The sequence below is a fragment of the Citrobacter portucalensis genome (assembly GCF_002042885.1).
Taxonomy (GTDB): Bacteria; Pseudomonadota; Gammaproteobacteria; order Enterobacterales; family Enterobacteriaceae; genus Citrobacter; species Citrobacter portucalensis.
This window is the reverse complement of record NZ_MVFY01000003.1, coordinates 130,062-155,832: the sequence shown is the minus strand read 5'-3', so window position 1 is coordinate 155,832 and position 25,771 is coordinate 130,062. Positions and strand designations below refer to the sequence as shown.

Below are 25,771 nucleotides of genomic sequence, written 5' to 3'. Positions count from 1 at the left end.
TCACCCTGGTCACGTACTATTTGTACGTTCCCAGGGATTCCTTCACTTGTTGTCTTGATGCAACTCGAATTATTTAGGGTAAAGCGGAATTGAAAATCTGCTTAGTAGATGAAACAGGCGCCGGAGACGGCGCCTTATCTGTTCTTGCCGCCCGCTGGGGACTGGAACACGATGAAGATAACCTGATGGCGCTGGTGATGACGCCGGAACATCTGGAACTGCGCAAACGTGATGAACCCAAACTCGGCGGTATCTTCGTGGATTTCGTGGGCGGTGCGATGGCCCATCGGCGCAAATTTGGCGGTGGACGCGGTGAAGCGGTGGCGAAGGCGGTTGGCATTAAAGGCGATTACCTGCCGGATGTGGTCGATGCAACCGCAGGGCTGGGGCGCGATGCGTTTGTACTGGCCTCGGTAGGCTGCCGCGTACGAATGCTGGAACGTAATCCGGTAGTGGCGGCGCTGCTTGATGATGGCCTGGCGCGCGGCTATGCCGACCCGGAAATCGGTCCGTGGCTGCAGGAACGTTTACAGCTGATCCATGCGTCGAGCCTGACGGCGTTAACCGATATCATGCCGCGCCCGCAGGTGGTGTACCTCGATCCGATGTTTCCACATAAGCAGAAAAGCGCGCTGGTGAAAAAAGAGATGCGGGTGTTTCAGTCGCTGGTGGGGCCGGATTTAGATGCGGATGGGCTGCTGGAGCCTGCGCGTCAGTTGGCCACCAAACGTGTGGTGGTGAAGCGCCCAGATTACGCGCCGCCGCTGGCGGATGTCGCCACGCCGAACGCGGTAGTGACGAAAGGGCATCGGTTTGATATCTACGCTGGGACAGCATAGTTTGTAGATCTGTGCGCTGTGCTGCCTGATGCGCTGCGCTTATCAGGCCTACGGCAGCGTGTCTTTGTAGGCCGCATCCGGCTTGGTGCGCTGAACTGCCTGATGCGCTACGCTTATCAGGCCTACGACAGCGTGTCTTTGTAGGTCGCATCCGACTTGGTGCGCTGAACTGCCTGATGCGCTACGCTTATCAGGCCTACGGCAGCGTGTCTTTGTAGGCCGCATCCGGCATAACCTATTAAACAAACGGTGCCAGCGGGTCGGCAATCTCAAATGCTACTGCTCGGTCTGCTTTCGGTGGGTAAATCAGCTCGCTGACAATCGACACCTTCAGCTTCTTCGCTTCTGCGCGCGTCAGTTTCACCTGCTGATCCCATCCTTCGCTATATACCGCACCCCAGGCACCAAGATCCAGGCAGGTGACGTAGTTTTCCTGACGATATGGCAATGGCGCTACGTCCAACAGATCTGCCGCAGCGTTATTACCGGCAAATTTACCCAACAAAATAGCGTGCTGACAGGTCATTAACGCATGGTTGCCTTTGTCGTCGGTGGCGGCATAGGCCACATCGCCAGTGGCGTAGATATCATCGTGACCCACAACCTGCAGATTAGCATTCACATGCAGACGGCCCTGGCGATCGCGCGGGGCATTAATCTGTGCTGTCAGGTTATTAGCCTGCACGCCGACGGTCCAGATAACCGTCTGAGAGGCAATCACCTGCCCATCTTTCAGCGTGACGCCGGAGGCATCCACACACTCTACTTCCGCATTGACCAGCCACTCGACGCCCAGTTCAGCAGAGGCTTCGATAATCACGTCACGTAATTCCTGGCTCCAGCGTCCGCCCGGCTGAGCACCGCGTTCAACTACGACAACTCTGGTCTTAGCATCAGCGCCCAATATTTCGCGCAAACGACCCGGTAATTCCAGCGCCATCTCTATCCCGGTGAAACCACCACCACAGACCACCACGGTATTACGAGCCTCACTTTCCGGTTGTAATGCCAGATTATTAATGTGCTGCTCCAGTACAGCGGCGCTCTCGAGTTGGTCGAGGTCAAACGCGTGCTCGGCAGCACCGGCGACGGCGTCGCGGTTTACGTGACTTCCGCTGGCGAGCACCAGGCGGTCATAGCGACGCAGATGAGTGTCACCGTTGGCATCTTTCCAGCTCACCTCTTTAGAGTCCGGGTGGATTTGCTCGACGTGACCTTGCAGGAAGTTGACGCCGGTAACGTCAAACAACGGTTGCAGTGGTGCGACCAGCGTATGAACGGCGCTTTCATAAAAGCGTGGGCGGACACGCAGCTCCGGTTGTGGCGCAATTACTGTAATATCAATTGCCTGCTGATGTTTATCCGCCAGTCGTGCGGCGCTTAATGCTGCCCACATACCGGCAAAGCCGGCGCCCACGATCAGAATTTGTTTACGCATTGGGTTTTCTCACTGGTGACTACGAATTATTTACTCGGATTTTATTTGTCGTAGTTAGGAATTGCAATGCGATCGAGATCCTTTTTGCCTCAAAGGGTGATGTTTTTTGATTATCTGATTGATAAATATGAATTTAAAGTTCTGTTGTGAAAAGGGGTTACTTTGCTGTCTGGAATGAATGAGATGAAAAAGCTACAATAAACTCAGATTCATTTTGGCTGAGATAAGAGAATGGCATTCTACAGTTCGGGAGTTGAGTACGGCATTCATAGCCTGATGTGTATGGTCGACAGTAAGGGCGACGCGCGGGATATGAGCGTGCGGGAAATAGCCGAACTGCAAAGCGTACCGTATGACTATCTGGCAAAAATTTTCACCCGTCTGTCCAAAGCGGGTCTGGTGCGCAGCATTGAAGGCAAAGGTGGCGGTTTCCAGTTAGCTAAACCCGCTGAACACATCACGGTGCTGGATGTGGTGAATGCTATTGATGGCGATAAGCGCATCTTTGAATGTCGTGAAATTCGCCAGCGGCTGGCGGTATTTGAGGAGCATCCACCCGAGTGGGCCTGTGAAGGCATTTGTGGTGTGCGTTCGGTAATGGACATGGCTCAGCAGCGAATGGAAGAAGCGCTCGGCCAGCATACGATTCTGGACTTGGCGCGCAAAATGTACCGTAAAGCACCGGACACTTTTGTGGTGGAAGTGCAGGAGTGGATAGACACGCGTAAAGGGTAGTGAGTGAAAATGCCCGATAGCGCAAGGCGATCGGGCATGTTGAATGTAGGCCGGATAGGGGCAATAGCCGCCATCCGGCACTGAAGGTTATTGCTCGGTACTCGGCGTATTAATCATGCGGTTCAGCCATGGCACCATAATCGCCATAACAACTGTTACGGCCAGGGTGACAAGGCCAATCTTACTGAAGACGTTGGTATAGATAGGCAGCGTTTGCAGCGGGTCGGTGATGTTCTCTGGTACGGCGGTGAACGTAGCGACATAACCCCCCATCAGGAAGGCTGCGGCCTGTGTCAGGAACCACATCCCAAGAATGAAGCCCATCAGGTGTTGTGGCACGAGAGCGGCGACCATAGCCAGTCCCAGGGCGCTAATCAGCAGTTCACCCAGGCTCTGGAACAGATACACCAGCACGATAAACCACGGCGACGTCAGCCCTTGTGCATCGGCAAACCACATCCCGGCAGCGGCGGCCGTCAGGAAGCCCAATGAGCACAGGAACATACCGAGCGTAAATTTCATCGGCATGGTCAGATCTTTGCCTTTGTTGCCCAGACGGGTATAGATTGCGGCCAGTACCGGACTCGCCAGTACCACCCAGAACGGGTTCAGCGCCTGGAAGCTCACCGGGTTGATGGCGAAACCAAGAATTTCATGGTGTACGTTATTGATCGCAAAGAAGTTTAGCGATGTCGGCATCTGCGCGTACAGCACGTAGAACACCACCGCTTCCAGCATCAGGATAAAGGCCACGAACATCTTGTTGCGCCCGGTTTTATCCAGTTTGAATGCCTGACGGAAGAAGATGATGGTCACGGCAATCGACAGGACGATCAGCACCAGGTTGGCAATCTGCACGTTGTGCATCAGCCAGGCGCAGATAAATACCATCACTACCGTACCGGCCAGCACGTACAGCAGGTTACGGAAGTTCAGTGGCTTATGGTCTGGCTCAGAGCCGATATTTTTCACCATTCCGCGGCAGGCAAAGTATACCAACAGCGCGACGATTAGTCCGGCTCCGCACAGGTTGTAAGTCACAGCGTAGCCAAACTTATCGGCAATCACCGGCGCCAGCGACAGTGACAGCAGCGAACCGATGTTAATCGACATATAAAACAGGGTGAAAGCACCGTCCAGACGGGCGTCTTTCGGGGGATAACATTTTGACAGCAGGCTTGCCGGGTTGGCTTTAAATAGCCCGTTACCAACGGCAATGGTACCCAAAGCAATAAAGATCAGATCCGGCTTAAGCAGCGACATCCCGGTCATGAAGTAGCCGATTGCCAGCACAATGGCACCGAGTACCAGCGTGCGCTTGGTGCCTAACAGGTGGTCGCCGACGTAGCCGCCGATCGAGATCAGGCCGTAAACTAGTGCGGCAAAGGCACCAAAGGTGACAAATGCCTGTTCTTGTGAAAATCCGAGCTGCTTAACAAAAAATACCGCCAGGATGCCCTGTACGCCGTAATAGCCAAATCGTTCCCATAATTCCACAAAGAAGATCATGAAGAACGGACGAGGTTGCTGCAGCAAGCCCGTAGGTGCAGTTTTATTCATATTCCATCGCCTTTCAAAGCCATCCCGAAAAGTATGAACGCGTATGCTTAAACGCGCCGAAAAAGTCTTATTTTGTTATAGACTGCGGTTATTGGCCGCAAGGGTAGAGTATTATAGAGATAGTTTTCGATCCAATTAGTTGATCACACTAATTATGATTTGTTTGTTGGATTGATGTACTAATTGTGACCGAATGATAAAAACAAAAACGCCCGCGAAGGCGGGCGTTTACAGGCTTAACGACTTGCAGTGGGCCGGGTTAACTTCCGGCGGCAAGCATTTTATGCTTCTTCGTCGTCACGCAGCGGAACAATCAACATGTCGACGTGGACGGTGTTGATCAGTTGGCGCGCGGAGGACATCAGTTTGCTCCAGAAATCCTGGTGGTGACCACAGACGACCAGATCCATGTCGTATTTTTTGATGGCATCAACCAGAACCTGACCCAGGTCGCCGCTACCGCTCAGGGTTTCGGTGATAGGGTAGCCTGCATTGGTGGACAGCTCGGTTAACGCGTGGTGGGTTTCTTCAGAAATGCGTTTCTGCATGTCGCCCAGATTCACGTCGATGAGCCCGGTGTACAGGTCGGAATAGTTTACGTCAACGTGGATAAGGGAGACTTTAGCATTGTAAGGTCGCGCCATAGAAACCGCTTTTTCAACCAGAACTTTGCTTTCCGGAGAAAGATCAACCGCGATAAGAATGTGTTTATAAGCCATAGTGTTACTCCTTCCATAAGTTGTCGATGACTAGCCTGCTGGCGTTATATGCCGCCGCGTCATCCGCGTCCTGCGAACCTTGTGCGCGGGGCTAGCCCAGTCGTAAAAAACGTACCATATAAGGACTATCCTTACATTATAGCGACCAGGATAATCCGTCAATCCGCCTTGCTTGCCAAATAGTTAAACAAATTTTTTAGTTAATTGCATTGATAGCGATTAACCTTATGGCAAAAAAATTAACTAATCTCCTACACTATCTAAAGAGGCGTTCGGATGCGTGATACTAACACGAACGGTTTCGGCTGCACTCTTCATTGAATGGTTTGGCAGGGTATCGGGGAGCGGTAGTCCCGGAAAGGAGTTCCGTGGGCGGGTCGCCGGGGAGGAGGTATGATAAGCACCATTGCATTATTCTGGGCTTTATGTGTCGTTTGCATTGTTAATATGGCGCGCTATTTTTCTTCGCTACGCGCACTGTTAGTGGTACTTCGTGGTTGCGATCCATTACTTTACCAGTATGTAGATGGAGGGGGCTTTTTTACCTCGCATGGGCAACCGAACAAGCAGATGCGTCTGGTGTGGTATATCTACGCTCAGCGTTACCGCGATCATCATGATGATGAATTTATTCGCCGCTGTGAGCGGGTTCGAGGTCAGTTCATTCTCACCAGCGCGCTATGCGGCCTGGTGCTAATCAGCATGGTTGCGCTGATTATCTGGCACTGATGCCAACAACAGATACAAAAAAAGCGGGTCAGCTTCCTGACCCGCTTTTTTACCGTGCATTCGCTTAGATAAGCTTCAGGGAGAGCCAGTACAGCACCCCGGAAAGAATAATCGCAGCCGGCAGGGTGAAGACCCAGGCCATCAGAATGCTGGTTACCGTTTTACGCTGCAATCCGCCGCCATCAACAACCATCGTCCCCGCAACGGAAGAAGAGAGAACGTGGGTGGTGGAAACGGGCATACCGGTGTAGCTGGCGAGACCGATAGAGACTGCGGCGGTCATCTGCGCCGACATCCCCTGTGCATAAGTCATGCCTTTCTTACCGATTTTCTCGCCGATGGTGGTGGCAACGCGACGCCAGCCAATCATCGTACCAATACCCAGCGCCAATGCGACGGCCATAATGATCCAGATAGGCGCGTACTCAATGGTGCTCAGCATGTCAGCTTTCAGTTTTTTCAGCAGACGCTGATCGTCAGCGCTTACGCCAGGCAGCTTAACCACTTTATCGGTGGTATCAGAGATGCACAGCATAATACGGCGCAGCTGACCACGCTGTTCGACGCTTAATTTGTCGTAGGTTTCCAGGTTCGCCAGCATACCTTTCGCACGTTCCAGCGCGTTGATGGTATTCGCCGGGTGGCAATGGAACTCTGTCGTCGTCGCGGGTGCCGCGTCCGTCGGGGACGGAATCAGCTGGTCTACGCCTGTGGCCTGTTTAAGCAGGTCAGGGCGCTGCTGGAAGAAGACTTCGACGTTATTGATTGCATCACGGGTACGGGTAATCTCGTAACCGGAAGCATTCATATTCACCACGAAGCCTGCAGGCGCTACGCCAATCAGCACCAGCATCACCAGACCAATGCCTTTCTGCCCGTCGTTAGCGCCATGAGAGAACGCTACGCCGATAGCGGAGAGGATCAGTGCGATACGGGTCCAGAACGGCGGCTTTTTCTTGCCATCTTTCTTTTCACGTTCTGCTGGCGTCAGGTGGATACGGGCACGTTTTTTTGTACCGCTCCAGTAACGACGCAGAATGAAAATAAGACCGCCTGCAACCACCAGACCAACAATTGGCGAGATGATAAGCGAAGCAAAAATACCGATAACTTTCGGAATGTTAAGTGCGTCCACCACTGAGGTGCCGGTCATCAGTGCATTGGTTAAACCAATACCGATAATGGCGCCAATCAGCGTGTGGGAGCTGGATGCAGGTAAACCAAAGTACCAGGTACCCAGGTTCCAGATAATTGCCGCCAGCAGCATGGAGAACACCATGGCAAGGCCATGTGACGATCCCATATTAAGCAGCAGATCCGTTGGTAGCATATGCACGATGGCATACGCCACGCTGAGACCACCCAGCAAAACACCAAAGAAGTTGAACAACGCAGCCATGACCACCGCCAATTGCGAACGCATTGCACGGGTATAGATCACGGTTGCGACAGCATTGGCTGTGTCATGGAAGCCGTTAATTGCTTCGTAGAACAGCACAAAAGCCAGAGCAAGCAATAGTAAAAGCCCGGTATGTAAATCCAGGCCAGCAAACAAATGTAGCATAGGACGTTACGCCATTTTGAGGACATGAACGCGGCGCATTATCAGTGACTTTGGCGGCGCGGGCAAAGTGAAATATAGAGTTTTTTTGATTTGTCTCCTGCTTTGTTTTACACCACTAAAGAATTATCCTATATATTTCAGTTAAATACCCTTTATCGGTAGTTTGGTGCTGGTGCGACCACTGAGGAATCTTTACAATTCACACCCGCTTTTTAGAGAGGATCGCAACGTGGAAAGGTTTGATACCGTTATTATAGGCGCTGGCGCAGCGGGTATGTTTTGTGCCGCGCAGGCAGGACAAGCAGGTAGTCGAGTACTGCTTATTGATAATGGTAAAAAGCCAGGACGCAAGATTCTCATGTCTGGCGGGGGACGCTGCAACTTTACCAATCTTTATGTCGAACCGGCCGCCTATTTGAGCCAAAACCCCCATTTTTGCAAATCGGCACTGGCGCGTTACACGCAGTGGGATTTTATCGACCTGGTGGGCAAACACGGTATTGCCTGGCATGAAAAAACGCTGGGTCAGCTGTTCTGCGATGATTCCGCTCAGCAAATTGTCGATATGCTGGTAGACGAGTGTGAAAAAGGTAACGTAACTATGCGGTTACGGAGCGAAGTCCTGAGCGTGGTGCAGGATGATGAAGGTTTCACCCTCGAACTGAACGGCATGACGGTCGGCACGAAAAAACTGGTTATCGCTTCCGGTGGGCTTTCCATGCCGGGTCTGGGGGCAACGCCGTTTGGCTATAAAATTGCCGAACAGTTTGGTCTGAAGGTGTTGCCAACGCGCGCGGGACTGGTGCCCTTTACGTTGCATAAGCCACTGCTGGAGCAGCTTCAGGTGCTCTCTGGCGTGTCGGTCTCCTCCGTTATCACCGCCGAAGACGGCACCGTATTTCGTGAAAATCTGCTCTTTACACACCGAGGACTTTCGGGTCCAGCTGTTTTGCAGATTTCCAGTTTTTGGCAGCCAGGCGAATTTGTCAGCATTAATTTGTTGCCGGATGTTGACCTTGCGAGCTTTCTCGACGAACAACGTAGCGCACACCCTAACCAGAGCTTAAAGAACACCTTAGCAATGCAGTTGCCAAAGCGTCTGGTGGAATGCTTGCAGCAGTTAGGGCAAATTCCTGACGTGTCTCTGAAGCAGCTTAACGTGCGCGATCAGCAAACGCTGGTTGAAACGCTGACCGAGTGGCGGGTGCAGCCGAACGGTACGGAAGGGTATCGTACCGCTGAAGTCACGTTGGGCGGCGTCGATACCAACGAGCTGTCATCGCGCACGATGGAAGCCCGCAAAGTGCCAGGGCTCTACTTTATCGGCGAAGTGATGGACGTCACCGGCTGGTTGGGTGGCTATAACTTCCAGTGGGCATGGTCGAGCGCCTGGGCATGCGCGCAGGATTTGGTATCTGAATAAGCGAAGACGATACGTTGAGCGTGGACCCGCTGCGTTTTACATAAAGCTCACTTGTGAAATTTGCCCGGTAAATGGATTGCCGGGCACGATTTTTTTCCTGCAACATACCTGCTACAACCGAATAGACATATTGAATCCAGGTGTTAGTATTCAATAGACAGCAGTAATGAGTATGCGTGTTTCATTTCCGGCCAGGAACGCTGATGATGACAACATTACTACCCGATTTCACAGCATTTTCATCATTCACTTCCTTCGCGGTGCAGGTTGCTTACATGCCTGTCTGCTCTCTGGCCATTGTTTCTCATTCCTTCTTATCCCGGATGGAATCTCCCGCTGAATAGCTGTTCAGTGGGCTTTGTGACACGCATCGTTTGATAACAGGGATTACGGCGGGTCGAATATGGATAAGTTTAAACGTCATATGATGTGGTGGGTGGCGGGCATCCTGGTCGTGGTGGCCGCGATAGCATGGTGGATGCTTCGTCCTGCGGGAATACCGGAGGGGTTTGCAGCCAGCAACGGCAGAATTGAAGCCACTGAAGTGGATATTGCCACCAAAATTGCCGGGCGAATTGACACGATCCTCGTGTCGGAAGGGCAGTTTGTTCGTCAGGGTGAGGTGCTGGCGAAAATGGATACCCGCGTGCTGCAGGAGCAGCGGCTGGAAGCGGTAGCCCAAATCAAAGAGGCCGAAAGTGCGGTGGCGGCGGCGCGGGCGCTGTTAGAGCAGCGGCAAAGTGAAATGCGCGCCGCGCAGTCGGTGGTAAAACAGCGTGAGGCGGAACTGCAGTCGGTCTCTAAACGCCACGTCCGCTCCCGTTCGCTATCTCAGCGTGGGGCTGTGTCTGAGCAACAGCTGGATGACGACAGGGCTGCGGCAGAAAGCGCACGCGCTGCACTGGAATCCGCAAAGGCGCAGGTCTCTGCGGCAAAAGCCGCAATTGAAGCCGCTCGCACCAGTATCATTCAGGCGCAAACCCGCGTAGAAGCCGCGCAGGCTACCGAACGTCGTATTGCGGCTGATATTGATGACAGCGAGCTGAAAGCCCCGCGCGATGGCCGCGTACAGTACCGCGTAGCTGAACCGGGCGAGGTGCTTTCCGCGGGCGGTCGCGTGCTGAATATGGTCGATCTCAGCGATGTCTACATGACGTTCTTCTTGCCAACCGAACAGGCTGGTTTACTGAAGATTGGCGGAGAAGCGCGGCTGGTGCTAGATGCTGCGCCGGATTTGCGTATTCCGGCGACCATCAGCTTTGTGGCTAGCGTCGCGCAGTTCACGCCGAAAACGGTCGAAACCAGCGATGAACGGCTGAAACTGATGTTTCGCGTCAAAGCGCGTATCCCGCCAGAGCTGTTACAGCAGCATTTGGAGTACGTGAAAACCGGTCTGCCGGGCATGGCGTGGGTGCGTGTTGATGAAAGTCGCGCCTGGCCTGACGACCTGGTGGTGAGGTTGCCGCAATGACGCATCTGGCGCTGGTTCCCGTTCCTCCCGTGGCGCACCTTGACGGCGTGAGTCAGCATTACGGGAAAACGGTAGCGCTGAACAATATCACGCTGGATATCCCTGCCCGCTGTATGGTGGGGTTGATTGGTCCGGATGGTGTCGGAAAATCGAGCCTGCTGTCGCTCATCTCCGGCGCGCGGGTCATTGAACACGGCAACGTGATGGTGCTGGGCGGCGATATGCGCGACCCAAAACATCGCCGGGATGTCTGCCCGCGCATTGCCTGGATGCCGCAGGGGCTGGGGAAAAACCTGTATCACACGCTGTCGGTATATGAGAACGTCGATTTCTTTGCCCGCTTGTTTGGGCATGACAAAGCGGAGCGTGAGGCGCGGATTACCGAGCTGCTGAATAGCACCGGATTGGCACCGTTTCGTGACCGTCCTGCCGGGAAACTCTCGGGCGGGATGAAGCAAAAGCTGGGGCTGTGCTGCGCGTTAATCCACGACCCGGAACTGTTAATTCTCGATGAACCCACCACCGGGGTCGACCCGCTGTCCCGCGCCCAGTTCTGGGATCTGATTAACAGTATTCGTCAGCGGCAGACCAACATGAGCGTGCTGGTTGCGACTGCTTATATGGAAGAAGCCGAGCGCTTTGACTGGCTGGTGGCGATGAACGCCGGGGAGGTGTTAGCCACCGGGAGCGCGCAGCAGCTACGTGAGCAAACCAACAGCAACACGCTGGAGCAGGCGTTTATCGCGCTGTTACCTGAAGCCCAGCGCCAGGCGCATAAACCGGTAGTGATCCCGCCGTATCACGCTGAGCAGGAAGAGATTGCCATCGAGGCGAAAAACCTGACCATGCGCTTCGGTAAATTTGTGGCGGTGGACCACGTTAACTTCCGCATTCCGCGCGGGGAAATCTTCGGTTTTCTCGGCTCCAACGGCTGCGGTAAATCCACCACCATGAAAATGCTCACCGGACTGCTGCCCGCAAGCGAAGGCGAGGCGTGGCTGTTTGGGCAAGCGGTTGATCCGAAGAATATCGATACCCGCCGCCGGGTAGGCTATATGTCGCAGGCATTTTCGCTCTACAGCGAGCTGACCGTCCGGCAAAACCTCGAACTACATGCGCGGCTGTTCCATATCCCTGAAGCAGAAATCCCTGGGCGGGTGCAGGAGATGAGTGAGCGCTTTTCGCTGACCGATGTCGAAGATGCGCTGCCCGGTGCGCTGCCGTTGGGGATCCGTCAACGCCTGTCGCTGGCGGTGGCGGTGATCCATCGCCCGGAGATGCTCATTCTTGATGAACCGACCTCCGGGGTCGATCCGGTAGCGAGGGATATGTTCTGGCAACTGATGGTTGATCTGTCGCGCCAGGACAAAGTGACCATTTTTATCTCCACCCACTTTATGAACGAAGCGGAGCGCTGCGACCGCATGTCGCTGATGCACGCCGGAAAAGTACTGGCCAGCGGTACGCCGCAGGAACTGGTGAAACAGCGTGGAGCTGCCAGTCTGGAAGAGGCGTTTATCTCCTGGTTGCAGGAAGCGGCAGGCCCGGCGCCGGAAACTCAGTTAGCGCCAGCCAATGTCCCGACAGTGCATGAAAACAGTAAGCCGCCGCGGCAAGGTTTTAGCCTGCGGCGCTTATTCAGCTACAGCCGCCGTGAAGCGCTGGAACTACGGCGCGATCCGGTACGCTCCACGCTGGCGCTGATGGGCACGGTGATCCTGATGCTTATCATGGGCTACGGCATCAGCATGGATGTGGAAAACCTGCGTTTTTCGGTGCTCGACCGCGACCAGACCGTCAGCAGCCAGGCGTGGACGCTGAATCTGGCGGGATCGCGCTATTTTATCGAACAACCGCCGCTCACCAGTTATGACGAGCTGGACAAACGGATGCGTTCAGGCGAAGTTGCGGTAGCAATTGAAATTCCGCCAAATTTTGGCCGCGACATCGCGCGTGGAACGCCGGTGAAGATTGGCGTCTGGGTCGATGGCGCAATGCCAAGCCGCGCTGAAACGGTCAGGGGTTACGTGCAGGCGATGCACCAGACCTGGCTGCAGGATGTGATGGCGCGCCAGCCAAATGCCAGCGGGCAAAACGGGCTGATGACCATTGAAACTCGCTATCGTTACAACCCGGATGTGAAGAGCCTGCCGGCGATTGTTCCGGCAGTGATCCCACTGCTGTTGATGATGATCCCCTCCATGCTCAGCGCCCTCAGCGTGGTGCGTGAGAAAGAGCTGGGGTCGATTATCAATCTGTACGTTACGCCCACGACCCGCAGCGAGTTTTTACTCGGCAAACAGTTGCCGTACATCGTGCTGGGCATGCTGAACTTCCTGCTGTTGTGCGCGCTGTCGGTGTTTGTATTCGGCGTTCCGCATAAGGGGAGCTTTGTGACCCTGACGCTGGCTGCGCTGCTGTACGTCACCATTGCCACCGGGCTGGGGCTGTTAATCTCCACGTTTATGAAAAGCCAGATCGCGGCCATTTTTGGTACGGCGATTATTACGCTGATCCCGGCGACGCAGTTTTCCGGAATGATCGATCCAGTTGCCTCGCTGGAAGGGCCGGGTCGGTGGATTGGTGAAATTTATCCGACCAGCCATTTTCTGACCATCGCGCGTGGAACGTTCTCTAAAGCGTTGGATCTGACCGATCTCTGGCAGCTGTTTATTCCGCTGGCGGTAGCCATTCCGGTGGTGATTGGTCTGAGCGTATTACTGCTGAAAAAACAGGAGGGGTGATGCGCCGATTACGCAATATTTATAACCTCGGCATCAAAGAGTTGCGCAGCCTGCTGGGTGACAAAGCGATGCTGACGCTGATCGTCTTCGCCTTCACGATTTCGGTTTATTCTTCCGCGACCGTCCTGCCGGGTTCGCTGCATCTGGCACCGATTGCTATTGCCGATATGGACCAGTCGCAGTTGTCGAATCGGATTGTGAACAGCTTTTATCGCCCGTGGTTTTTACCGCCGGAGATGATCACTGCCGATGAAATGGATGCCGGGCTGGACGCCGGGCGCTATACCTTCGCCGTAAACATTCCGCCTGATTTTCAGCGTGATGTGCTGGCCGGACGACAACCGGATATACAGGTTAACGTCGATGCCACGCGCATGAGCCAGGCGTTTACCGGCAACAGCTATATCCAGAATATCATCAGCGGCGAGGTGAACAGCTTTGTGGCGCGTTACCGCGATAACAATGAGCCGCCGGTGGCGCTGGAAATGCGCATGCGCTTTAACCCTAATCTGGAACCCGCCCGCTTTGGCGCGGTGATGGCGATTATCAACAACATCACTATGTTGGCGATTGTGCTGACCGGTTCGGCGTTGATCCGCGAACGCGAGCACGGGACCATTGAACATCTGCTGGTGATGCCGGTGACGCCGTTTGAGATCATGATGGCAAAAATCTGGTCGATGGGGCTGGTGGTGCTGGTGGTTTCCGGTCTGTCGCTGATGCTGATGGTAAAAGGCGTGCTCGGGGTGCCGATTGAAGGTTCGATACCGTTGTTTATGCTGGGCGTGGCGCTGAGCCTGTTCGCCACCACCTCGATCGGCATTTTTATGGGCACGCTGGCGCGCTCCATGCCGCAGCTGGGGCTGCTGATGATTCTGGTGCTGCTGCCGTTACAGATGCTCTCAGGTGGCTCCACACCGCGTGAAAGCATGCCGCAGGCGGTGCAGGACATTATGCTGACCATGCCGACTACCCATTTCGTCAGTCTCGCGCAGGCGATACTTTACCGCGGCGCCGGGTTTAGCATTGTCTGGCCGCAGTTTCTGACGCTGCTGGCGATTGGCAGCGCGTTCTTCCTGATAGCACTGCTGCGTTTCAGAAAGACGATTGGTACGATGGCGTAATCATTATTGCCGGGGCGCTTCGCTTACCTGGCCTACAAAGTATAACGGACGTAGGCCGGATAAGGCGTAGCCGCCATCCGGCATCCGGCAACGAAACAGGCAATTACTCTTCTTTCGGCAGGCACTGTAGATGGCCGTGGCGCACGCCGCGCTGGGAAATCACGTCATCGGCAAAATGCTGTACATCGCCCATGTCGCCTTTTAGCACGGCGATTTCCAGGCAGTCGTCATGGTTGATGTGCACGTGCAGCGTGGCGACCGATAAATCGTGGTGGTGGTGTTGAGTAGAAACAATGCGGCTGGCCAGATCACGCTTCTCATGCTCATAAACATACGAGAGCACCGCGAAGCCCTGAGTGCCGTGTTCAAGGGTAGTTTCCTGCGCCAGTGCGCCACGCAGAATATCGCGGATCGCTTCGGAACGGTTGTTGTAGCCACGGCGCTGACTCAGGCCGTCGAGCGTTTCCAGTAAATCGTCATCGAGGGTAATGGTGACTCGTTGCATCTGCAGTTAACCTTTCATGTGGCGCGTTGGCGCACAGGGAGTAAGGGGAATAGCGTATTTTGTAACACACGTCCGGCATCCGGGGAAAAGGTTAATGCTCTCGCAATAAACGCAGCAGAGTACTGACCTGTTCATCCAGCGGGGCAAGCGTATCTTTAACGATCAGATGCAAAGGCGTGGCGCGGCGAGCACCATGGCTTAACGGCAGTGGGCGTAAAAGCCCCTGATCAAGCTGCGTCTGAATACGTTCCTCAGGCAGCCAGCCGTAACCGACCTGATACATCACCGCATCAATCGCGGCATCAATGGTCGAGAAGGTCCAGGCATCGCGCACCGGTTGTTGTGAGTTGTCGCGATCGGCAATGCGAATCAGCGGCCAGGCGCGTAATGCGTCTTCATTCAGCGGCGCATCCAGCATGCAGAGTGGGTGATCGCGGTGGGCCACGGCCACGAAGTCAATATTCATCAGCCATTCGCCGCGTCCGGTGACATCCTGACGCCGGGTCAGGACCATTACGTCCGCATCGGCATGTGCTGCCAGTCGAGCATCGCCATTCTCCAGGACTTCGGTCAGACGCACCTGCGTTTGCGGCCAGGCCTGCTGAAACTGTTTGAGAATGGCAAACAGGCGTTTGCGTGGGAAGATGCTATCTACCATCAAATCCAGCCGCGTTCGCGTACCGTTTTGTAACGTTGCGGCCCGGGTTTCCACCCATAAAAAGGCCTTCAGTAGCGGTTTGACCTGATTGAGCAATAGCTCTCCGGCCGGTGTCAGGACAGCCCTGCGCCCTTCCGGGGTCAGCAGCGTTACGCCAAGTCGCTCCTGTAACAGTGCCAGATTGTAGCTTACCGAAGACTGGCTACGGTTGGTCTCTTCCGCCGCTTTAGCGAAGCTGCCCAGCTCCACCACTTTCTCCAATAGGGCCCACTGCTCGAGGGTTGTTTTGTGCATAACTCATCTAATAATTGAATGAATTTGATGCAAACATAGCGTTATTCATCCAATTTTTGAAGCGTTAAGATCCTCGCATCAAGTAAGAGGAGAACGAATATGAGTGCGTTTGATAAACATGATTTAAGCGGATTTGTCGGCAAACATCTGGTCTATACCTACGATAATGGCTGGAATTACGAGATCTACGTGAAAAACGACACTACCCTGGACTACCGCATTCACAGCGGTATTGTGGGGAATCGTTGGGTGAAAGATCAGCGGGCCTATATTGTGCGGGTCGGGGAGAGCGTTTATAAAATTTCGTGGACCGAACCGACCGGGACCGACGTCAGCCTGATCGTAAACCTGAGTGACAAACTCTTTCACGGCACCATCTTTTTCCCTCGCTGGGTGATCAATAATCCGGAAAAAACGGTCTGCTTCCAGAATGACCATATTCCGCTGATGATGTCGTACCGCGATGCCGGCCCGGCGTATCCCACCGAGGTGATTGATGAGTTCGCGACCATCACTTTCGTACGTGACTGCGGCGCGAACAATGATGACGTTATTGCCTGTGCGGCGAGCGAGCTGCCGAAAAACTTCCCGGAAAATTTACGCTAAGGCTTCCAGTCGCTGCACGGCGTCTGCTGTCAGGGTAAACGGCGTGGGGGTGCACACCGCCAGGCTCAGGGTATCGAGCTGGCACTGGCTGACGGAGAGTGAGGAAGTTAGCGCGGTACTGTCGACGCTGACGATTTGCCAGGCGCTACCGCCGCGCTGTTTCACGATAGCTTCTTTACGCGTCCAGATGCGCCAGAACGCCGCCAGCTGTTGCTCCGGGCGTTCGGCCTCGACTTCGGCATGCTCACCAAGACTGAATACCGTATTTGCCAGCGTTTGCCAGTTATCGCGCGGGCGAACGACTTCTATATCGCAGCCGACTTCCCCTTCGTCGCTGAGCAGCAGGGCGATATCATCACCGCTGTGGCTGAGATTGAACCACAGCGGCGTGTCAGCAGAAAAGGCCGGTTTTCCTTGCTCGCCATAGACGATGTCTGGTAATGGCGAAAGGGCATGGGAAAGCAGCACGCGACCGGCCAGCCAGCGCGCACGGCGAGCACCTTGCGGCGCTTGCTCACTCAGTGCGGCAGGCAGTGCACCAGCGCTTAAAACAGAAACTTTCCCAAGAACGATCCGGTACATATTAGGGCTAACCTTTAGTAATAATGGGGTTGTGTATCATTCTTCACATGCTGTTTGCAAGTTTATCCCGGTAATCGGCTTTTGGGCCTGCCGGGCCCCAGCAAAATCGCCAGTTTGCTGCCGCCTTTGGTGGTTTCCATCCAGATTTTACACACGCTGGTTAACGGCACGGAGAGCAACATGCCGACCGGACCGAGCAGCCATCCCCATACCAACAGAGAGAGGAAGACGATTAGCGTCGATAATCCCAGCCGATGCCCCATCATTCGGGGTTCGAGAATATTGCCAATCACCATATGCACCACCAGAAACAGTGCGCCAACCAACAGACATTCGTAAATGCCATTAAAAAGCAGTGCCTGGATCATGGGCGGGACGGCGGAAATGACCGAGCCAATGTTGGGCACGTAGTTTAACAGGAATGCCAGTACGCCCCACATCAGAGCAAACTGAATCCCCATCAGTGCCAGTCCCAGCCAGATTATGGCACCGGTCCATAAGCTGAGCAGCGTTTTCAGCGCCAGATAGTGTGACACACCCTTCAGCGCTCGATGTAGCCCCGCAATGTGGATTTGCGGATTATTCAACGCAAAACGCATCTTATAGGGGACATGACGCACCTCAAACAGCATAAAAACTACCGTCATCACCAGCAGAAAGACGCTGGCCATGGCACCAGAAAGACTCGTCATCAGCGTGGTTGTGAAGGTCATCAGCTTGTCAGAGTCCATGCGTTGCAGTATACGTTCCGGGGACATATGCAGATTCAGAAAAGGCACCATCTCTTGCAAATACAGAACCTTGCGCGTTAGCTCCTTATTGTATTTTGGCAGCAGGTCCATGAATTCAGTGATTGACGACGCCAGCACGCCAACCAACGCCGTAAGAACGATCAGCATCACCACCACGACTAAGGTAATAGCGATTGGGCGACCGACTCCCCGGCGGATAAACCAGGTGACCAGTGGATTCAATACAATGGCAAAAAAGAGGGCCAGCAGCAGCTGCACAATGATATCCGCCGCAGCATGGATACCTGCGAGGATCACCACCAGAGCGGCCAGTTTGAGCAAAATGTGCAAACCCGTTTTATCGGGCTGGGTGGTTATCATGTCTTCTTCCTGTTTGCGTTTTTGCATTAAGTGTAGCGGCTGGCTTGCGACTGATATTCCTAAACTGGCTACTGATTTCTGCTCTGCAACATGGTAGAAATGAAACACTGTTGTGAAAACGTGGTGACCCTCCATGCCCGAACCCGTCGCTGAACCGACGCTTAGCGGTTTACGCCTGAACCTGCGTATTGTTTCTGTGGTGATGTTTAACTTCGCCAGCTACCTGACCATCGGCCTGCCGCTCGCGGTGTTGCCTGGCTACGTCCATGATGTAATGGGATTTAGCGCTTTCTGGGCTGGGCTGGTCATCAGCCTGCAATACTTCGCTACGCTGCTGAGCCGTCCGCATGCCGGTCGCTATGCCGATCTGCTGGGGCCAAAGAAGATTGTGGTATTTGGGCTGTGCGGCTGCTTTTTAAGTGGCCTGGGCTATTTACTGGCGGGATCAACGAACGGCTGGCCGTTGGTCAGTCTGCTGCTGCTATGTCTGGGGCGCGTGATTCTCGGGATCGGGCAAAGCTTTGCCGGGACCGGCTCTACGCTGTGGGGCGTGGGGGTGGTTGGCTCAATGCACATCGGACGGGTGATTTCCTGGAATGGCATCGTGACCTATGGCGCGATGGCGATAGGCGCGCCGCTGGGTGTTCTGTTTTATGCCTGGGGTGGCTTACAGGGGCTGGCGCTGACCGTGATGGGCGTGGCACTGTTGGCAATCCTGCTGGCGCTCCCTCGTCCGGCGTTGAAGGCCAGTAAAGGTAAACCGTTGCCATTTCGCGCGGTGCTTGGGCGCGTCTGGTTGTATGGCATGGCGCTGGCCCTGGCCTCCGCCGGATTTGGGGTAATCGCTACCTTCATTACCTTGTTCTATGATGCCAAAGGCTGGGATGGCGCTGCATTCGCGCTGACGCTTTTTAGCTGCACGTTTGTCGGTACTCGTTTGTTGTTCCCAAATGGTATCAACCGTTTAGGCGGGCTGAATGTGGCGATGATCTGCTTTAGCGTCGAGATTGTCGGGCTGTTACTGGTCGGGATGGCTTCGATGCCGTGGATGGCGAAAATCGGCGTTCTGCTGGCCGGGGCTGGGTTCTCACTGGTTTTCCCTGCGCTGGGCGTGGTGGCGGTAAAAGCCGTTCCTCAGCAAAATCAGGGCGCTGCGCTGGCGACCTACACGGTGTTTATGGATTTATCGCTGGGGGTTACCGGGCCGCTGGCCGGGCTGGTCATGACGTGGGCGGGTGTGCCGGTTATCTATCTGGCAGCGGCAGGGCTGGTAGCGGTGGCGTTATTGCTGACCTGGCGGTTAAAAAAACGGCCTCAGGTGGTGTCACCGGAGGCCGCGTCATCGTCTTAACCGTTACTGGATAACCAGCGTGTTAATGATGTTTTCTGCGGTAGTCTGCGCTTTTTGCTGATCGTCAGCAGGCAGCGTGATTTGCAGCGTCAGCAGTTGGTTGTCCACTTTACCCAACACCACGGAAGAGTATGCGGTCTGGCCTTTGGCCGAGATGATGCTGTCTAACTGCTGCAGCGTGTGGCCTTTCAGCTCAATAGATTTATTGGTGACGACCTGCAGCTGCGGGTCACGGCTACGCTGCTGATCTTCCAGACGTTTTGCCAGCACGGCCAGATCTTCGTTGGTGTTGTCGCCAACAATCACAATCACCGCTTTCTGGCCGGTTGCGTCAGAATATACGTGCATATTGTTCGCCTGGGTGCCCAGCTTGCCGCTTTGATCGGTCATATCCGCTGGCAGGGAAAAACTAAGTTTGCCGTCCAGCAGGCTGACCGGTTGTCCGGTGGCGTTACTTTCTGCGGCAGCACCCTCGGCTGGCGCTTTTGTATCGCTATTATCACAGGCCGCAAGCCCCATAACCAGCAGGCCAATACCGACATATTTAACCAGATTGCGCATTGACTTCTTCCTTTCGATAAACGGCCATAACGGCTCATTCGTCCATCTTATCACAACTCGGAAAATGAACCTTTAACTCGTCTGCAATGCAGAGATTTCAGATTTATCTGCCAGCCTTTTCAGTAACATATTCAGCAACACGCCATACATTGGCAGGAAGAAAATAATGCTGATCAGCACTTTGAAGCAGTAATCGACCAGTGCGATTTCCATCCAGTGCTCGGCCATAAAGGCATCCGGGCTACGCCAGAAAGCGATAAAGAAGAAGGCCAACGTATCGCTGATATTGCCAAACAGCGTGGACGCCGTCGGTGCCAGCCACCAGCGACGATTCTGACGCAGGCGGTTAAAGACATGCACATCCAGAATTTGTCCCAGCGCGTAGGCCATAAAGCTGGCGGCGGCGATACGGGCGACAAACAGGTTAAAGTGCAGCAGTGCGCCGAATCCTTGCCACGATCCCATATAGAACAGTGATGAAACGACATAGGAGATCAGCAGCGCGGGGATCATAACCGCAAAGATGATACGTCGAGCCAGCGGCGCGCCAAAAATACGCACGGTCAGGTCGGTCGCGAGGAAAATAAACGGAAAGCTAAACGCGCCCCATGTGGTATGGAAACCAAAAATGGAGATTGGAAGCTGCACCAGATAGTTGCTGGAGGTGATCACCAGCAGATGAAATAGCGATAGCCAGAACAACGCTTTTACGCGCTGAGTTTGTGTAAACGGAGTCATATTGTGACCTTTTTGTTGGATGGGGTGAGGGAACCCAATAAAAAACCGTCGCATGATACTGCTTTAAGAGCACATTGCAATGGTTGTTTTTCACGCAATCGTTAACCTGATTGGCTTACGCCACAACAGAGCGTAAAATAACGCCGTTTTTGTATGAATGAGACGACGATGAGCGACCTGTTTACTTCCCCCGACCATACTCTTGATGCCCAGGGGCTGCGCTGCCCGGAACCGGTAATGATGGTACGTAAAACCGTACGCGGCATGCAGGCCGGTGAAACGCTGCTGATTGTCGCCGACGATCCGGCAACAACCCGCGATATTCCTGGCTTCTGTACCTTTATGGAACATGAGCTGGTGGCCAAAGAGACCGACTCGCTGCCGTACCGTTATTTAGTGCGCAAAGGGCAGTAATCTTGTCATGCCGGATGGCGCTAACGCTTCTCCGGCCTATAAAGACTGAGTAACCTGTAGGCCTGATAAGCGAAGCGCCATCAGGCGAGAAACAGGCACTACCCTTTACGCAACAACCGCAGCGCGTTCGCGGTCACCAGCACCGTCGCCCCCGTATCCGCCAGCACCGCCAGCCACAGTCCGGTTATCCCGAGCAGCGTGGTGACGAGGAAAATCCCCTTCAGACCCAGCGCAATCGCAATGTTCTGGCGAATATTGGCATGGGTGGCCCGCGCCAGCTGAATCATTTGCACCAGACCACGCAGACGGTTGTGGGTCAGGGCGGCATCGGCGGTCTCCAGCGCGACGTCGGTCCCGCTTCCCATCGCAATACCAATTGTGGCCGCTTTCATTGCCGGAGCGTCGTTGATGCCGTCGCCGACCATCGCCAGCGGCGACTGTTGGTTAAGATGGGTAACGGCCTGCACCTTATCTTCCGGCAAGAGTCCCGCTTTGAATTCGAGGCCCAGTTCACCGGCAATGGCGGCGGCCGCACGCGGGTTATCACCGGTCAGGATCACGCCTTTCACGCCAATCTGATTAAGCTCGCTGATGGCGCTGCGAGCGTCATCGCGCAGCGTGTCCTGTAGGGCCAGTACGCCGAGTACAGTATCGTTACGCAGCACCAACACCACCGTTTGGCCCGCGCTTTCCAGCTCGCTAATCTGCCCGGCAAAGGCGTCGGCAGGCTGCTTACCAGCGGCGCAAATCAGTACGCGTTCGCCGTTGACCAGCGCTTCAATTCCAGAGCCAACCAGCGCCCGTTGCTCTTTTGCGACAGGAATAGTCAGTTCGCGCGTTTGTGCTTCTCGGACAATCGCTTGTGCCAGCGGGTGTGTCGCGCCTTGCTCTACCGCTGCCGCCAGTGCCAGCAGTTCAGCCTCACCAATACCGCTTGCCGGATGAATCGCCGTGACGCGTGGTTTACCGACGGTCAGGGTGCCGGTTTTATCAAACGCCACCTGAGTGACTCTACCCAACTGTTCCAGCGCGGCCCCGCCTTTGATTAACGCGCCACGACGTGCCGCGGCGGCAAGACCAGAGGTAATGGCTGCGGGCGTTGAAATCACCAATGCACAAGGGCAGCCAATCAGCAGCAGCGTCAGCCCTTTATAAATCCACTCCTGCCAGGATGCGGCAAACAGCAGTGGTGGTACGAGGGTGACCAGCAGCGCAACCGCCATAATAGCTGGGGTATAAATTCGGCTGAAACGGTCAATAAAGCGCTCAATGGGAGCGCGGCGTTCTTCCGCTTCTTCAATCAGCTTCAGAATACGGTCAATCGCGCTGGCACCCGGTTCTGAGAGCACTTCCAGCGTAACCAGACGATCCACGCTGGTGGCACCCGCCGGGACTTTCTCGCCGGTGGCGCGTTCAACCGGGATCGATTCGCCGGTCAGGGCGCTCTCATCAAAGCTGGCAAAGCCGGAGACCAGTTTGCCGTCGGCAGGTAAACGCCCACCCGCGGCAACCTCAATAACATCGCCAGGCCGGAGGGTATTGATAGCCACCTCTTCGCGCTCGCCGTTACGCAGGCGTGTGGCGGTTTCCGGTTTGAGCGCCATCAGAGCGCTGACCCCTTTACGGGCGCGGCTGGCGGCCCATCCTTCCAGGCGTTCGCCAATTAAAAACAGCAGCAACACCATAGCGGCTTCCGCCGTCGCGCCGATAAACAGTGCACCAATGGCGGCGACGCTCATCAGCGTTTCAATGGCAAAGTAGCTGCCGGTTTTCATCAGACGCAGGGCCTGACGGGCAATGGGATACAGGCCGACCAGCGTGGTGGCGATAAACGCTATCTGACCGAAGGGATGATTGAACTGCTCCAGCACCCAGCTAATCGCCATCATGATAATCAGCGAAATCAGCGGCAGGTTTTCTTTAAAACGTGACTCGGGAGCGGCGTCCGTCGCGTGCTCATCGCGCAGGGTATAGCCTGCTTTTTGCACCGCGTTTTCAACTTGCTGGCGGATATCGGAACCGGCATCGACCACCAGTTTTTCAGTGGCGAACAGAACCTGGACCTGGTTGACGCCGCTGACCTGGCGGACCGCATTCTCTACTTTGCGGGCGCAAGCTGCGCAGTCCATGCCTGCCACTTTCCAGGAATAGCGGGTACCTATTACGGTATCGGATACGGTTGGTGTAGTGGAGCAGCTTCCTTCGCAGCAGCAGTCATCCGCCTTTTGTGGTGCAGGCGCTGGCTTGAAAGAAGAGAATTGTGGGACTTTTTTGCCACGGGTATCGGGTGTCGACATGGCATCCTCCGGTTGATAATCATTTCGTATTAACCGGAGGATACACTCTGGAGTCGACTCCAGAGTCAAGCGTTTTAAAGATACAACGAACGAACAATCAGGAAATGTCCGGCGAAGTAGCAGGCGGCGGCAATGGCGTTATCGGCGCGGAAGCGGCGACGGTAATGGCTACCCAGCCAGACAATGTTGCCGATGAACAGGAGGGACGCGCCCATAAATGCCGACAGCGCCGGGGCGGTCGGGCGGAAGAACCACAGCTCACCGGCCATCCAGACCATCATCAGCGTGATGCCGATAAAGGTGCAGATAGCGACACGCAGCTCTTCCAGACGCGTCCAGATCACGGCGATCAGCAACGCCCCCAGCACTACCAGCACCAACGGCAAAGGCCAGAAGAATGACAGCGTCATTTGGCTGGCGAAGTAGATGGTGTACAGCAGATGCGACAGGAAGAATGCCCCCACGGCGTACAGCAGGCGTTGGCGCGGTAACAGCGTCAGCGCATCGCCCAGCAGCGAGGCAAGCAGGCCAGCCAGCACCAGATAGCTGATAGCGTTAAACATTGGCGCCTGCCAGGCCAGCAGCGCCAGCAGGAGTAACGTCAGGGGCTTAAAGACCCAGCGTTGCCAGGCAGGTCCACGATAGGAAGCATCCACGAACAACCATGCGGAAAGACAGACAGCGATAAACGACCAAAGCATCTTAGTTCCTTGAATTCGTTATTTTTTCGTAAGCGGGGTGCTCACGGCTCTACTGTCCAGTGTAGAGGTCGACACAGCCAGATGACAACACCATAACAGGCGATGTATGCTTATTTCCGCATTTTCTGATGGGTTAATAATATGAGCAAACCACCACTTTTTTTCATTGTTATCATTGTCTTAATCGTTATCGCTGCGTCGTTTCGCTTTGTTCAGCAGCGGCGAGAAAAAGCCGATAATGATGCGGCGCCGCTGGTGCAAAAGCAGGTGGTGGTAAGTAACAAACGGGAAAAACCGCTAAACGATCGGCGATCCCGTCAGCAGGAAGTGAGCCCGGCAGGAACCAGCATGCGCTATGAAGCCAGCTTTAAGCCACAAAACGGGGGGATGGAGCAGACGTTTCGTCTGGATGCGCAGCAGTACCACGCGTTAACGGTCGGGGATAAAGGCACGCTGAGTTACAAAGGTTCGCGATTTGTTGATTTTACGCTTGAACGCTAAGGTGTCATCTGACTGATGCCGGATGGCGGCTTACGCCTTATCCGGCCTACAGATTTTTCGCCCCGGCCCGCAACGTGCCGCCGGGCGAAAAGATCACAGCTACTTCTTCAACTGATCTTTAATCTTCTTCTGCCACACCAGTAGCTCAAAGACGCCGAACAGAAAAATACGGATTTTCTCTCCGTTGGTCATCTGCGGGCCATCTTTAGGCATGGTGCTTTTTAGCAGCGCCAGCTGCATGCCATGCATCAGCACCATAAATATCAGTGCGACGTTAACGAAGATGTTGAGCGGGCGTGGAAAGGGTTGGAAAATATTCAGTAGTAAAAATGCCCATACGCACAGCATCAACAGGCGTCCCAGGTTAATCAGCATCGTGCTCTCCTTGTGCTTCACGTTGGTACAGGCGATAGGCGACCTGTCCGGCGACTTTCTCACGGTATAGCGACCAGTTCACCGGAACCGGCGGTAAGCCGTTTTCTACTTCGCTTTCAACGTAAATATACGCTTCATTTGCCAGCCAGCCATGAGTTTCCAGAAGAGTTAATGTTTCTTCCAGTAATCCTTTGCGAAACGGCGGGTCAACAAATACCACGTTATGCGGCGTACCTGCCTGAGCCAAAAATGTCAGCGTATTGGTGTTGACGACGCGGGCGTGAGAGGCTTTCAGCGTGGCGAGATTCTTTTGTAGCTGCTGAGATACCGCGCGATCCATCTCCAGAAGCGTCGCATTTGCCGCATAGCGAGAGAGGGCTTCCAGCCCCAGCGCGCCGCTGCCGGCGAAGCAGTCCAGACAGTGAGCATCGACCATTACCGGGGCCAGCCAGTTAAACAACGTTTCGCGCACACGGTCGGTGGTCGGACGCAGGCCGGGACTGTCCGGAACCGGGAGTTTACGGCCACGCCATTGCCCGCCAATAATGCGGATCTGGCCGCTACCAGAGTGATTCGGTTTTTTCATTTCTATTATTGCTCAATCCGCCTATAGCATGTCATTCCAGGCGGTGATGTGAGTTAAGTTAAGTGATAGACTATTTCATCATTTTTTTAGCTGCTATGTACATAGCGTTGACGCTGTGCCATGAAGCAACAGCGGGGGAGTGTA

The 25,771-nt window shown here is 54.6% G+C and carries 25 protein-coding genes; 11 read left to right on the top strand and 14 right to left on the bottom strand.

Going from position 1 to position 25,771, the window contains the following annotated elements; all coding sequences use genetic code 11:
• Positions 1-89 precede the first annotated feature (89 nt).
• The gene (rsmJ, locus tag BZK40_RS05810; protein ID WP_079934314.1) at positions 90-839 is read left to right on the top strand and encodes a 16S rRNA (guanine(1516)-N(2))-methyltransferase RsmJ; all 750 of its coding nucleotides are present in this window, start codon (positions 90-92) and stop codon (positions 837-839) included.
• Positions 840-1,077: 238 nt separating this feature from the next.
• Here the strand turns inward: rsmJ and BZK40_RS05805 are convergent, their stop codons facing one another.
• Positions 1,078-2,277, bottom strand: coding sequence for an NAD(P)/FAD-dependent oxidoreductase (locus BZK40_RS05805; RefSeq protein WP_079934313.1), 1,200 nt, complete (start codon positions 2,275-2,277; stop codon positions 1,078-1,080).
• A 231-nt stretch (positions 2,278-2,508) separates the two neighbouring features.
• Here BZK40_RS05805 and BZK40_RS05800 point away from each other — a divergent pair, with 231 nt between their 5' ends.
• Positions 2,509-3,012 (top strand): RrF2 family transcriptional regulator, encoded by a 504-nt coding sequence (locus BZK40_RS05800; protein ID WP_079934312.1) that lies wholly within the window; start codon positions 2,509-2,511, stop codon positions 3,010-3,012.
• Positions 3,013-3,099: 87 nt separating this feature from the next.
• Here BZK40_RS05800 and dtpB read toward each other — a convergent pair whose 3' ends face one another.
• Together dtpB and uspA are read right to left on the bottom strand one after the other, a co-directional pair.
• Positions 3,100-4,572 (bottom strand): dipeptide/tripeptide permease DtpB, encoded by a 1,473-nt coding sequence (dtpB, locus tag BZK40_RS05795; RefSeq protein WP_048215357.1) that lies wholly within the window; start codon positions 4,570-4,572, stop codon positions 3,100-3,102.
• A 281-nt stretch (positions 4,573-4,853) separates the two neighbouring features.
• Entirely contained in the window at positions 4,854-5,291 is a 438-nt protein-coding gene (uspA, locus tag BZK40_RS05790) for a universal stress protein UspA (RefSeq protein WP_003023368.1), read from the bottom strand.
• A gap of 393 nt (positions 5,292-5,684) precedes the next feature.
• Between uspA and uspB the strand changes: the two genes are divergently transcribed.
• Entirely contained in the window at positions 5,685-6,020 is a 336-nt protein-coding gene (uspB, locus tag BZK40_RS05785) for a universal stress protein UspB (protein WP_003023371.1), read from the top strand.
• Between the two features lie 64 nt (positions 6,021-6,084).
• Here uspB and pitA read toward each other — a convergent pair whose 3' ends face one another.
• Positions 6,085-7,584, bottom strand: coding sequence for an inorganic phosphate transporter PitA (pitA, locus tag BZK40_RS05780; protein ID WP_003827471.1), 1,500 nt, complete (start codon positions 7,582-7,584; stop codon positions 6,085-6,087).
• A 229-nt stretch (positions 7,585-7,813) separates the two neighbouring features.
• Between pitA and BZK40_RS05775 the strand changes: the two genes are divergently transcribed.
• The 4 genes from BZK40_RS05775 (at position 7,814) to BZK40_RS05760 (ending at position 14,346) form a co-directional block, all read left to right on the top strand.
• A complete protein-coding gene (locus BZK40_RS05775; RefSeq protein ID WP_008786394.1) occupies positions 7,814-9,007 on the top strand; it encodes a BaiN/RdsA family NAD(P)/FAD-dependent oxidoreductase in 1,194 nt (397 codons plus the stop codon).
• A 403-nt stretch (positions 9,008-9,410) separates the two neighbouring features.
• Positions 9,411-10,478 carry an HlyD family secretion protein gene (locus BZK40_RS05770; RefSeq protein ID WP_003827499.1) on the top strand — a complete coding sequence of 356 codons (1,068 nt, stop codon included), beginning with the start codon at positions 9,411-9,413 and terminating at the stop codon, positions 10,476-10,478.
• Entirely contained in the window at positions 10,475-13,222 is a 2,748-nt protein-coding gene (gene rbbA / locus BZK40_RS05765) for a ribosome-associated ATPase/putative transporter RbbA (RefSeq protein ID WP_032945289.1), read from the top strand. The genes BZK40_RS05770 and rbbA overlap by 4 nt, the downstream gene beginning before the upstream one ends.
• Complete coding sequence (locus tag BZK40_RS05760) at positions 13,222-14,346, top strand: ABC transporter permease (protein ID WP_020996068.1); 1,125 nt, start codon at positions 13,222-13,224, stop codon at positions 14,344-14,346. The genes rbbA and BZK40_RS05760 overlap by 1 nt, the downstream gene beginning before the upstream one ends.
• 103 nt (positions 14,347-14,449) lie before the next feature.
• Here BZK40_RS05760 and nikR read toward each other — a convergent pair whose 3' ends face one another.
• Together nikR and BZK40_RS05750 are read right to left on the bottom strand one after the other, a co-directional pair.
• Positions 14,450-14,851: a nickel-responsive transcriptional regulator NikR gene (gene nikR, locus BZK40_RS05755; protein ID WP_003827507.1), complete on the bottom strand. Its 402-nt coding sequence runs from the start codon at positions 14,849-14,851 to the stop codon at positions 14,450-14,452.
• 91 nt (positions 14,852-14,942) lie between these two features.
• The gene (locus BZK40_RS05750) at positions 14,943-15,803 is read right to left on the bottom strand and encodes a LysR family transcriptional regulator (RefSeq protein ID WP_079934311.1); all 861 of its coding nucleotides are present in this window, start codon (positions 15,801-15,803) and stop codon (positions 14,943-14,945) included.
• 99 nt (positions 15,804-15,902) lie between these two features.
• On the opposite strand from BZK40_RS05750, the gene BZK40_RS05745 reads away from it, so the two are divergent.
• Positions 15,903-16,409: a phenolic acid decarboxylase gene (locus BZK40_RS05745; RefSeq protein WP_079934310.1), complete on the top strand. Its 507-nt coding sequence runs from the start codon at positions 15,903-15,905 to the stop codon at positions 16,407-16,409.
• On the opposite strand, the gene acpT is transcribed toward BZK40_RS05745, so the two are convergent.
• Positions 16,401-16,991, bottom strand: coding sequence for a 4'-phosphopantetheinyl transferase AcpT (gene acpT, locus BZK40_RS05740; protein ID WP_003827514.1), 591 nt, complete (start codon positions 16,989-16,991; stop codon positions 16,401-16,403). The genes BZK40_RS05745 and acpT overlap by 9 nt on opposite strands.
• Before the next feature lie 62 nt (positions 16,992-17,053).
• Positions 17,054-18,103 (bottom strand): AI-2E family transporter, encoded by a 1,050-nt coding sequence (locus BZK40_RS05735; protein WP_079934309.1) that lies wholly within the window; start codon positions 18,101-18,103, stop codon positions 17,054-17,056.
• Between the two features lie 133 nt (positions 18,104-18,236).
• Here BZK40_RS05735 and BZK40_RS05730 point away from each other — a divergent pair, with 133 nt between their 5' ends.
• Positions 18,237-19,454: an MFS transporter gene (locus BZK40_RS05730; RefSeq protein WP_079934308.1), complete on the top strand. Its 1,218-nt coding sequence runs from the start codon at positions 18,237-18,239 to the stop codon at positions 19,452-19,454.
• A gap of 3 nt (positions 19,455-19,457) precedes the next feature.
• Here the strand turns inward: BZK40_RS05730 and BZK40_RS05725 are convergent, their stop codons facing one another.
• Together BZK40_RS05725 and BZK40_RS05720 are read right to left on the bottom strand one after the other, a co-directional pair.
• A complete protein-coding gene (locus tag BZK40_RS05725) occupies positions 19,458-20,015 on the bottom strand; it encodes a DcrB family lipoprotein (RefSeq protein WP_003827547.1) in 558 nt (185 codons plus the stop codon).
• A gap of 72 nt (positions 20,016-20,087) precedes the next feature.
• Positions 20,088-20,753, bottom strand: a complete 666-nt coding sequence (locus tag BZK40_RS05720; protein WP_003827549.1) for a 7-cyano-7-deazaguanine/7-aminomethyl-7-deazaguanine transporter — start codon at positions 20,751-20,753, stop codon at positions 20,088-20,090.
• Positions 20,754-20,921: 168 nt separating this feature from the next.
• Here BZK40_RS05720 and tusA point away from each other — a divergent pair, with 168 nt between their 5' ends.
• The gene (gene tusA, locus BZK40_RS05715) at positions 20,922-21,167 is read left to right on the top strand and encodes a sulfurtransferase TusA (protein ID WP_003827551.1); all 246 of its coding nucleotides are present in this window, start codon (positions 20,922-20,924) and stop codon (positions 21,165-21,167) included.
• Between the two features lie 98 nt (positions 21,168-21,265).
• On the opposite strand, the gene zntA is transcribed toward tusA, so the two are convergent.
• Complete coding sequence (zntA, locus tag BZK40_RS05710) at positions 21,266-23,464, bottom strand: Zn(II)/Cd(II)/Pb(II) translocating P-type ATPase ZntA (protein WP_079934307.1); 2,199 nt, start codon at positions 23,462-23,464, stop codon at positions 21,266-21,268.
• A 74-nt stretch (positions 23,465-23,538) separates the two neighbouring features.
• A complete protein-coding gene (locus BZK40_RS05705; protein ID WP_003827558.1) occupies positions 23,539-24,165 on the bottom strand; it encodes a lysoplasmalogenase in 627 nt (208 codons plus the stop codon).
• Between the two features lie 141 nt (positions 24,166-24,306).
• Between BZK40_RS05705 and BZK40_RS05700 the strand changes: the two genes are divergently transcribed.
• A complete protein-coding gene (locus BZK40_RS05700; RefSeq protein WP_071692519.1) occupies positions 24,307-24,666 on the top strand; it encodes a DUF2500 domain-containing protein in 360 nt (119 codons plus the stop codon).
• A 99-nt stretch (positions 24,667-24,765) separates the two neighbouring features.
• Here the strand turns inward: BZK40_RS05700 and BZK40_RS05695 are convergent, their stop codons facing one another.
• Both BZK40_RS05695 and rsmD read right to left on the bottom strand, forming a co-directional pair.
• A complete protein-coding gene (locus BZK40_RS05695; RefSeq protein ID WP_003023415.1) occupies positions 24,766-25,041 on the bottom strand; it encodes a DUF1145 family protein in 276 nt (91 codons plus the stop codon).
• Positions 25,031-25,627: a 16S rRNA (guanine(966)-N(2))-methyltransferase gene (gene rsmD / locus BZK40_RS05690; protein WP_032945257.1), complete on the bottom strand. Its 597-nt coding sequence runs from the start codon at positions 25,625-25,627 to the stop codon at positions 25,031-25,033. Before rsmD ends, BZK40_RS05695 begins: the two co-directional genes overlap by 11 nt.
• Positions 25,628-25,771: the final 144 nt, after the last annotated feature.

What these genes read in the sequence shown, in the direction of transcription:
- BZK40_RS05805 (WP_079934313.1), bottom strand. Translation starts at nt 2,277, where the DNA reads ATGCGTAAACAAATTCTGATCGTGGGCGCCGGCTTTGCCGGTATGTGG.
- BZK40_RS05800 (WP_079934312.1), top strand. Translation starts at nt 2,509, where the DNA reads ATGGCATTCTACAGTTCGGGAGTTGAGTACGGCATTCATAGCCTGATG.
- dtpB (WP_048215357.1), bottom strand. Translation starts at nt 4,572, where the DNA reads ATGAATAAAACTGCACCTACGGGCTTGCTGCAGCAACCTCGTCCGTTC.
- uspA (WP_003023368.1), bottom strand. Translation starts at nt 5,291, where the DNA reads ATGGCTTATAAACACATTCTTATCGCGGTTGATCTTTCTCCGGAAAGC.
- uspB (WP_003023371.1), top strand. Translation starts at nt 5,685, where the DNA reads ATGATAAGCACCATTGCATTATTCTGGGCTTTATGTGTCGTTTGCATT.
- pitA (WP_003827471.1), bottom strand. Translation starts at nt 7,584, where the DNA reads ATGCTACATTTGTTTGCTGGCCTGGATTTACATACCGGGCTTTTACTA.
- BZK40_RS05770 (WP_003827499.1), top strand. Translation starts at nt 9,411, where the DNA reads ATGGATAAGTTTAAACGTCATATGATGTGGTGGGTGGCGGGCATCCTG.
- rbbA (WP_032945289.1), top strand. Translation starts at nt 10,475, where the DNA reads ATGACGCATCTGGCGCTGGTTCCCGTTCCTCCCGTGGCGCACCTTGAC.
- BZK40_RS05760 (WP_020996068.1), top strand. Translation starts at nt 13,222, where the DNA reads ATGCGCCGATTACGCAATATTTATAACCTCGGCATCAAAGAGTTGCGC.
- nikR (WP_003827507.1), bottom strand. Translation starts at nt 14,851, where the DNA reads ATGCAACGAGTCACCATTACCCTCGATGACGATTTACTGGAAACGCTC.
- BZK40_RS05750 (WP_079934311.1), bottom strand. Translation starts at nt 15,803, where the DNA reads ATGCACAAAACAACCCTCGAGCAGTGGGCCCTATTGGAGAAAGTGGTG.
- BZK40_RS05745 (WP_079934310.1), top strand. Translation starts at nt 15,903, where the DNA reads ATGAGTGCGTTTGATAAACATGATTTAAGCGGATTTGTCGGCAAACAT.
- acpT (WP_003827514.1), bottom strand. Translation starts at nt 16,991, where the DNA reads ATGTACCGGATCGTTCTTGGGAAAGTTTCTGTTTTAAGCGCTGGTGCA.
- BZK40_RS05735 (WP_079934309.1), bottom strand. Translation starts at nt 18,103, where the DNA reads ATGATAACCACCCAGCCCGATAAAACGGGTTTGCACATTTTGCTCAAA.
- BZK40_RS05730 (WP_079934308.1), top strand. Translation starts at nt 18,237, where the DNA reads ATGCCCGAACCCGTCGCTGAACCGACGCTTAGCGGTTTACGCCTGAAC.
- BZK40_RS05725 (WP_003827547.1), bottom strand. Translation starts at nt 20,015, where the DNA reads ATGCGCAATCTGGTTAAATATGTCGGTATTGGCCTGCTGGTTATGGGG.
- BZK40_RS05720 (WP_003827549.1), bottom strand. Translation starts at nt 20,753, where the DNA reads ATGACTCCGTTTACACAAACTCAGCGCGTAAAAGCGTTGTTCTGGCTA.
- tusA (WP_003827551.1), top strand. Translation starts at nt 20,922, where the DNA reads ATGAGCGACCTGTTTACTTCCCCCGACCATACTCTTGATGCCCAGGGG.
- zntA (WP_079934307.1), bottom strand. Translation starts at nt 23,464, where the DNA reads ATGTCGACACCCGATACCCGTGGCAAAAAAGTCCCACAATTCTCTTCT.
- BZK40_RS05705 (WP_003827558.1), bottom strand. Translation starts at nt 24,165, where the DNA reads ATGCTTTGGTCGTTTATCGCTGTCTGTCTTTCCGCATGGTTGTTCGTG.
- BZK40_RS05700 (WP_071692519.1), top strand. Translation starts at nt 24,307, where the DNA reads ATGAGCAAACCACCACTTTTTTTCATTGTTATCATTGTCTTAATCGTT.
- BZK40_RS05695 (WP_003023415.1), bottom strand. Translation starts at nt 25,041, where the DNA reads ATGCTGATTAACCTGGGACGCCTGTTGATGCTGTGCGTATGGGCATTT.
- rsmD (WP_032945257.1), bottom strand. Translation starts at nt 25,627, where the DNA reads ATGAAAAAACCGAATCACTCTGGTAGCGGCCAGATCCGCATTATTGGC.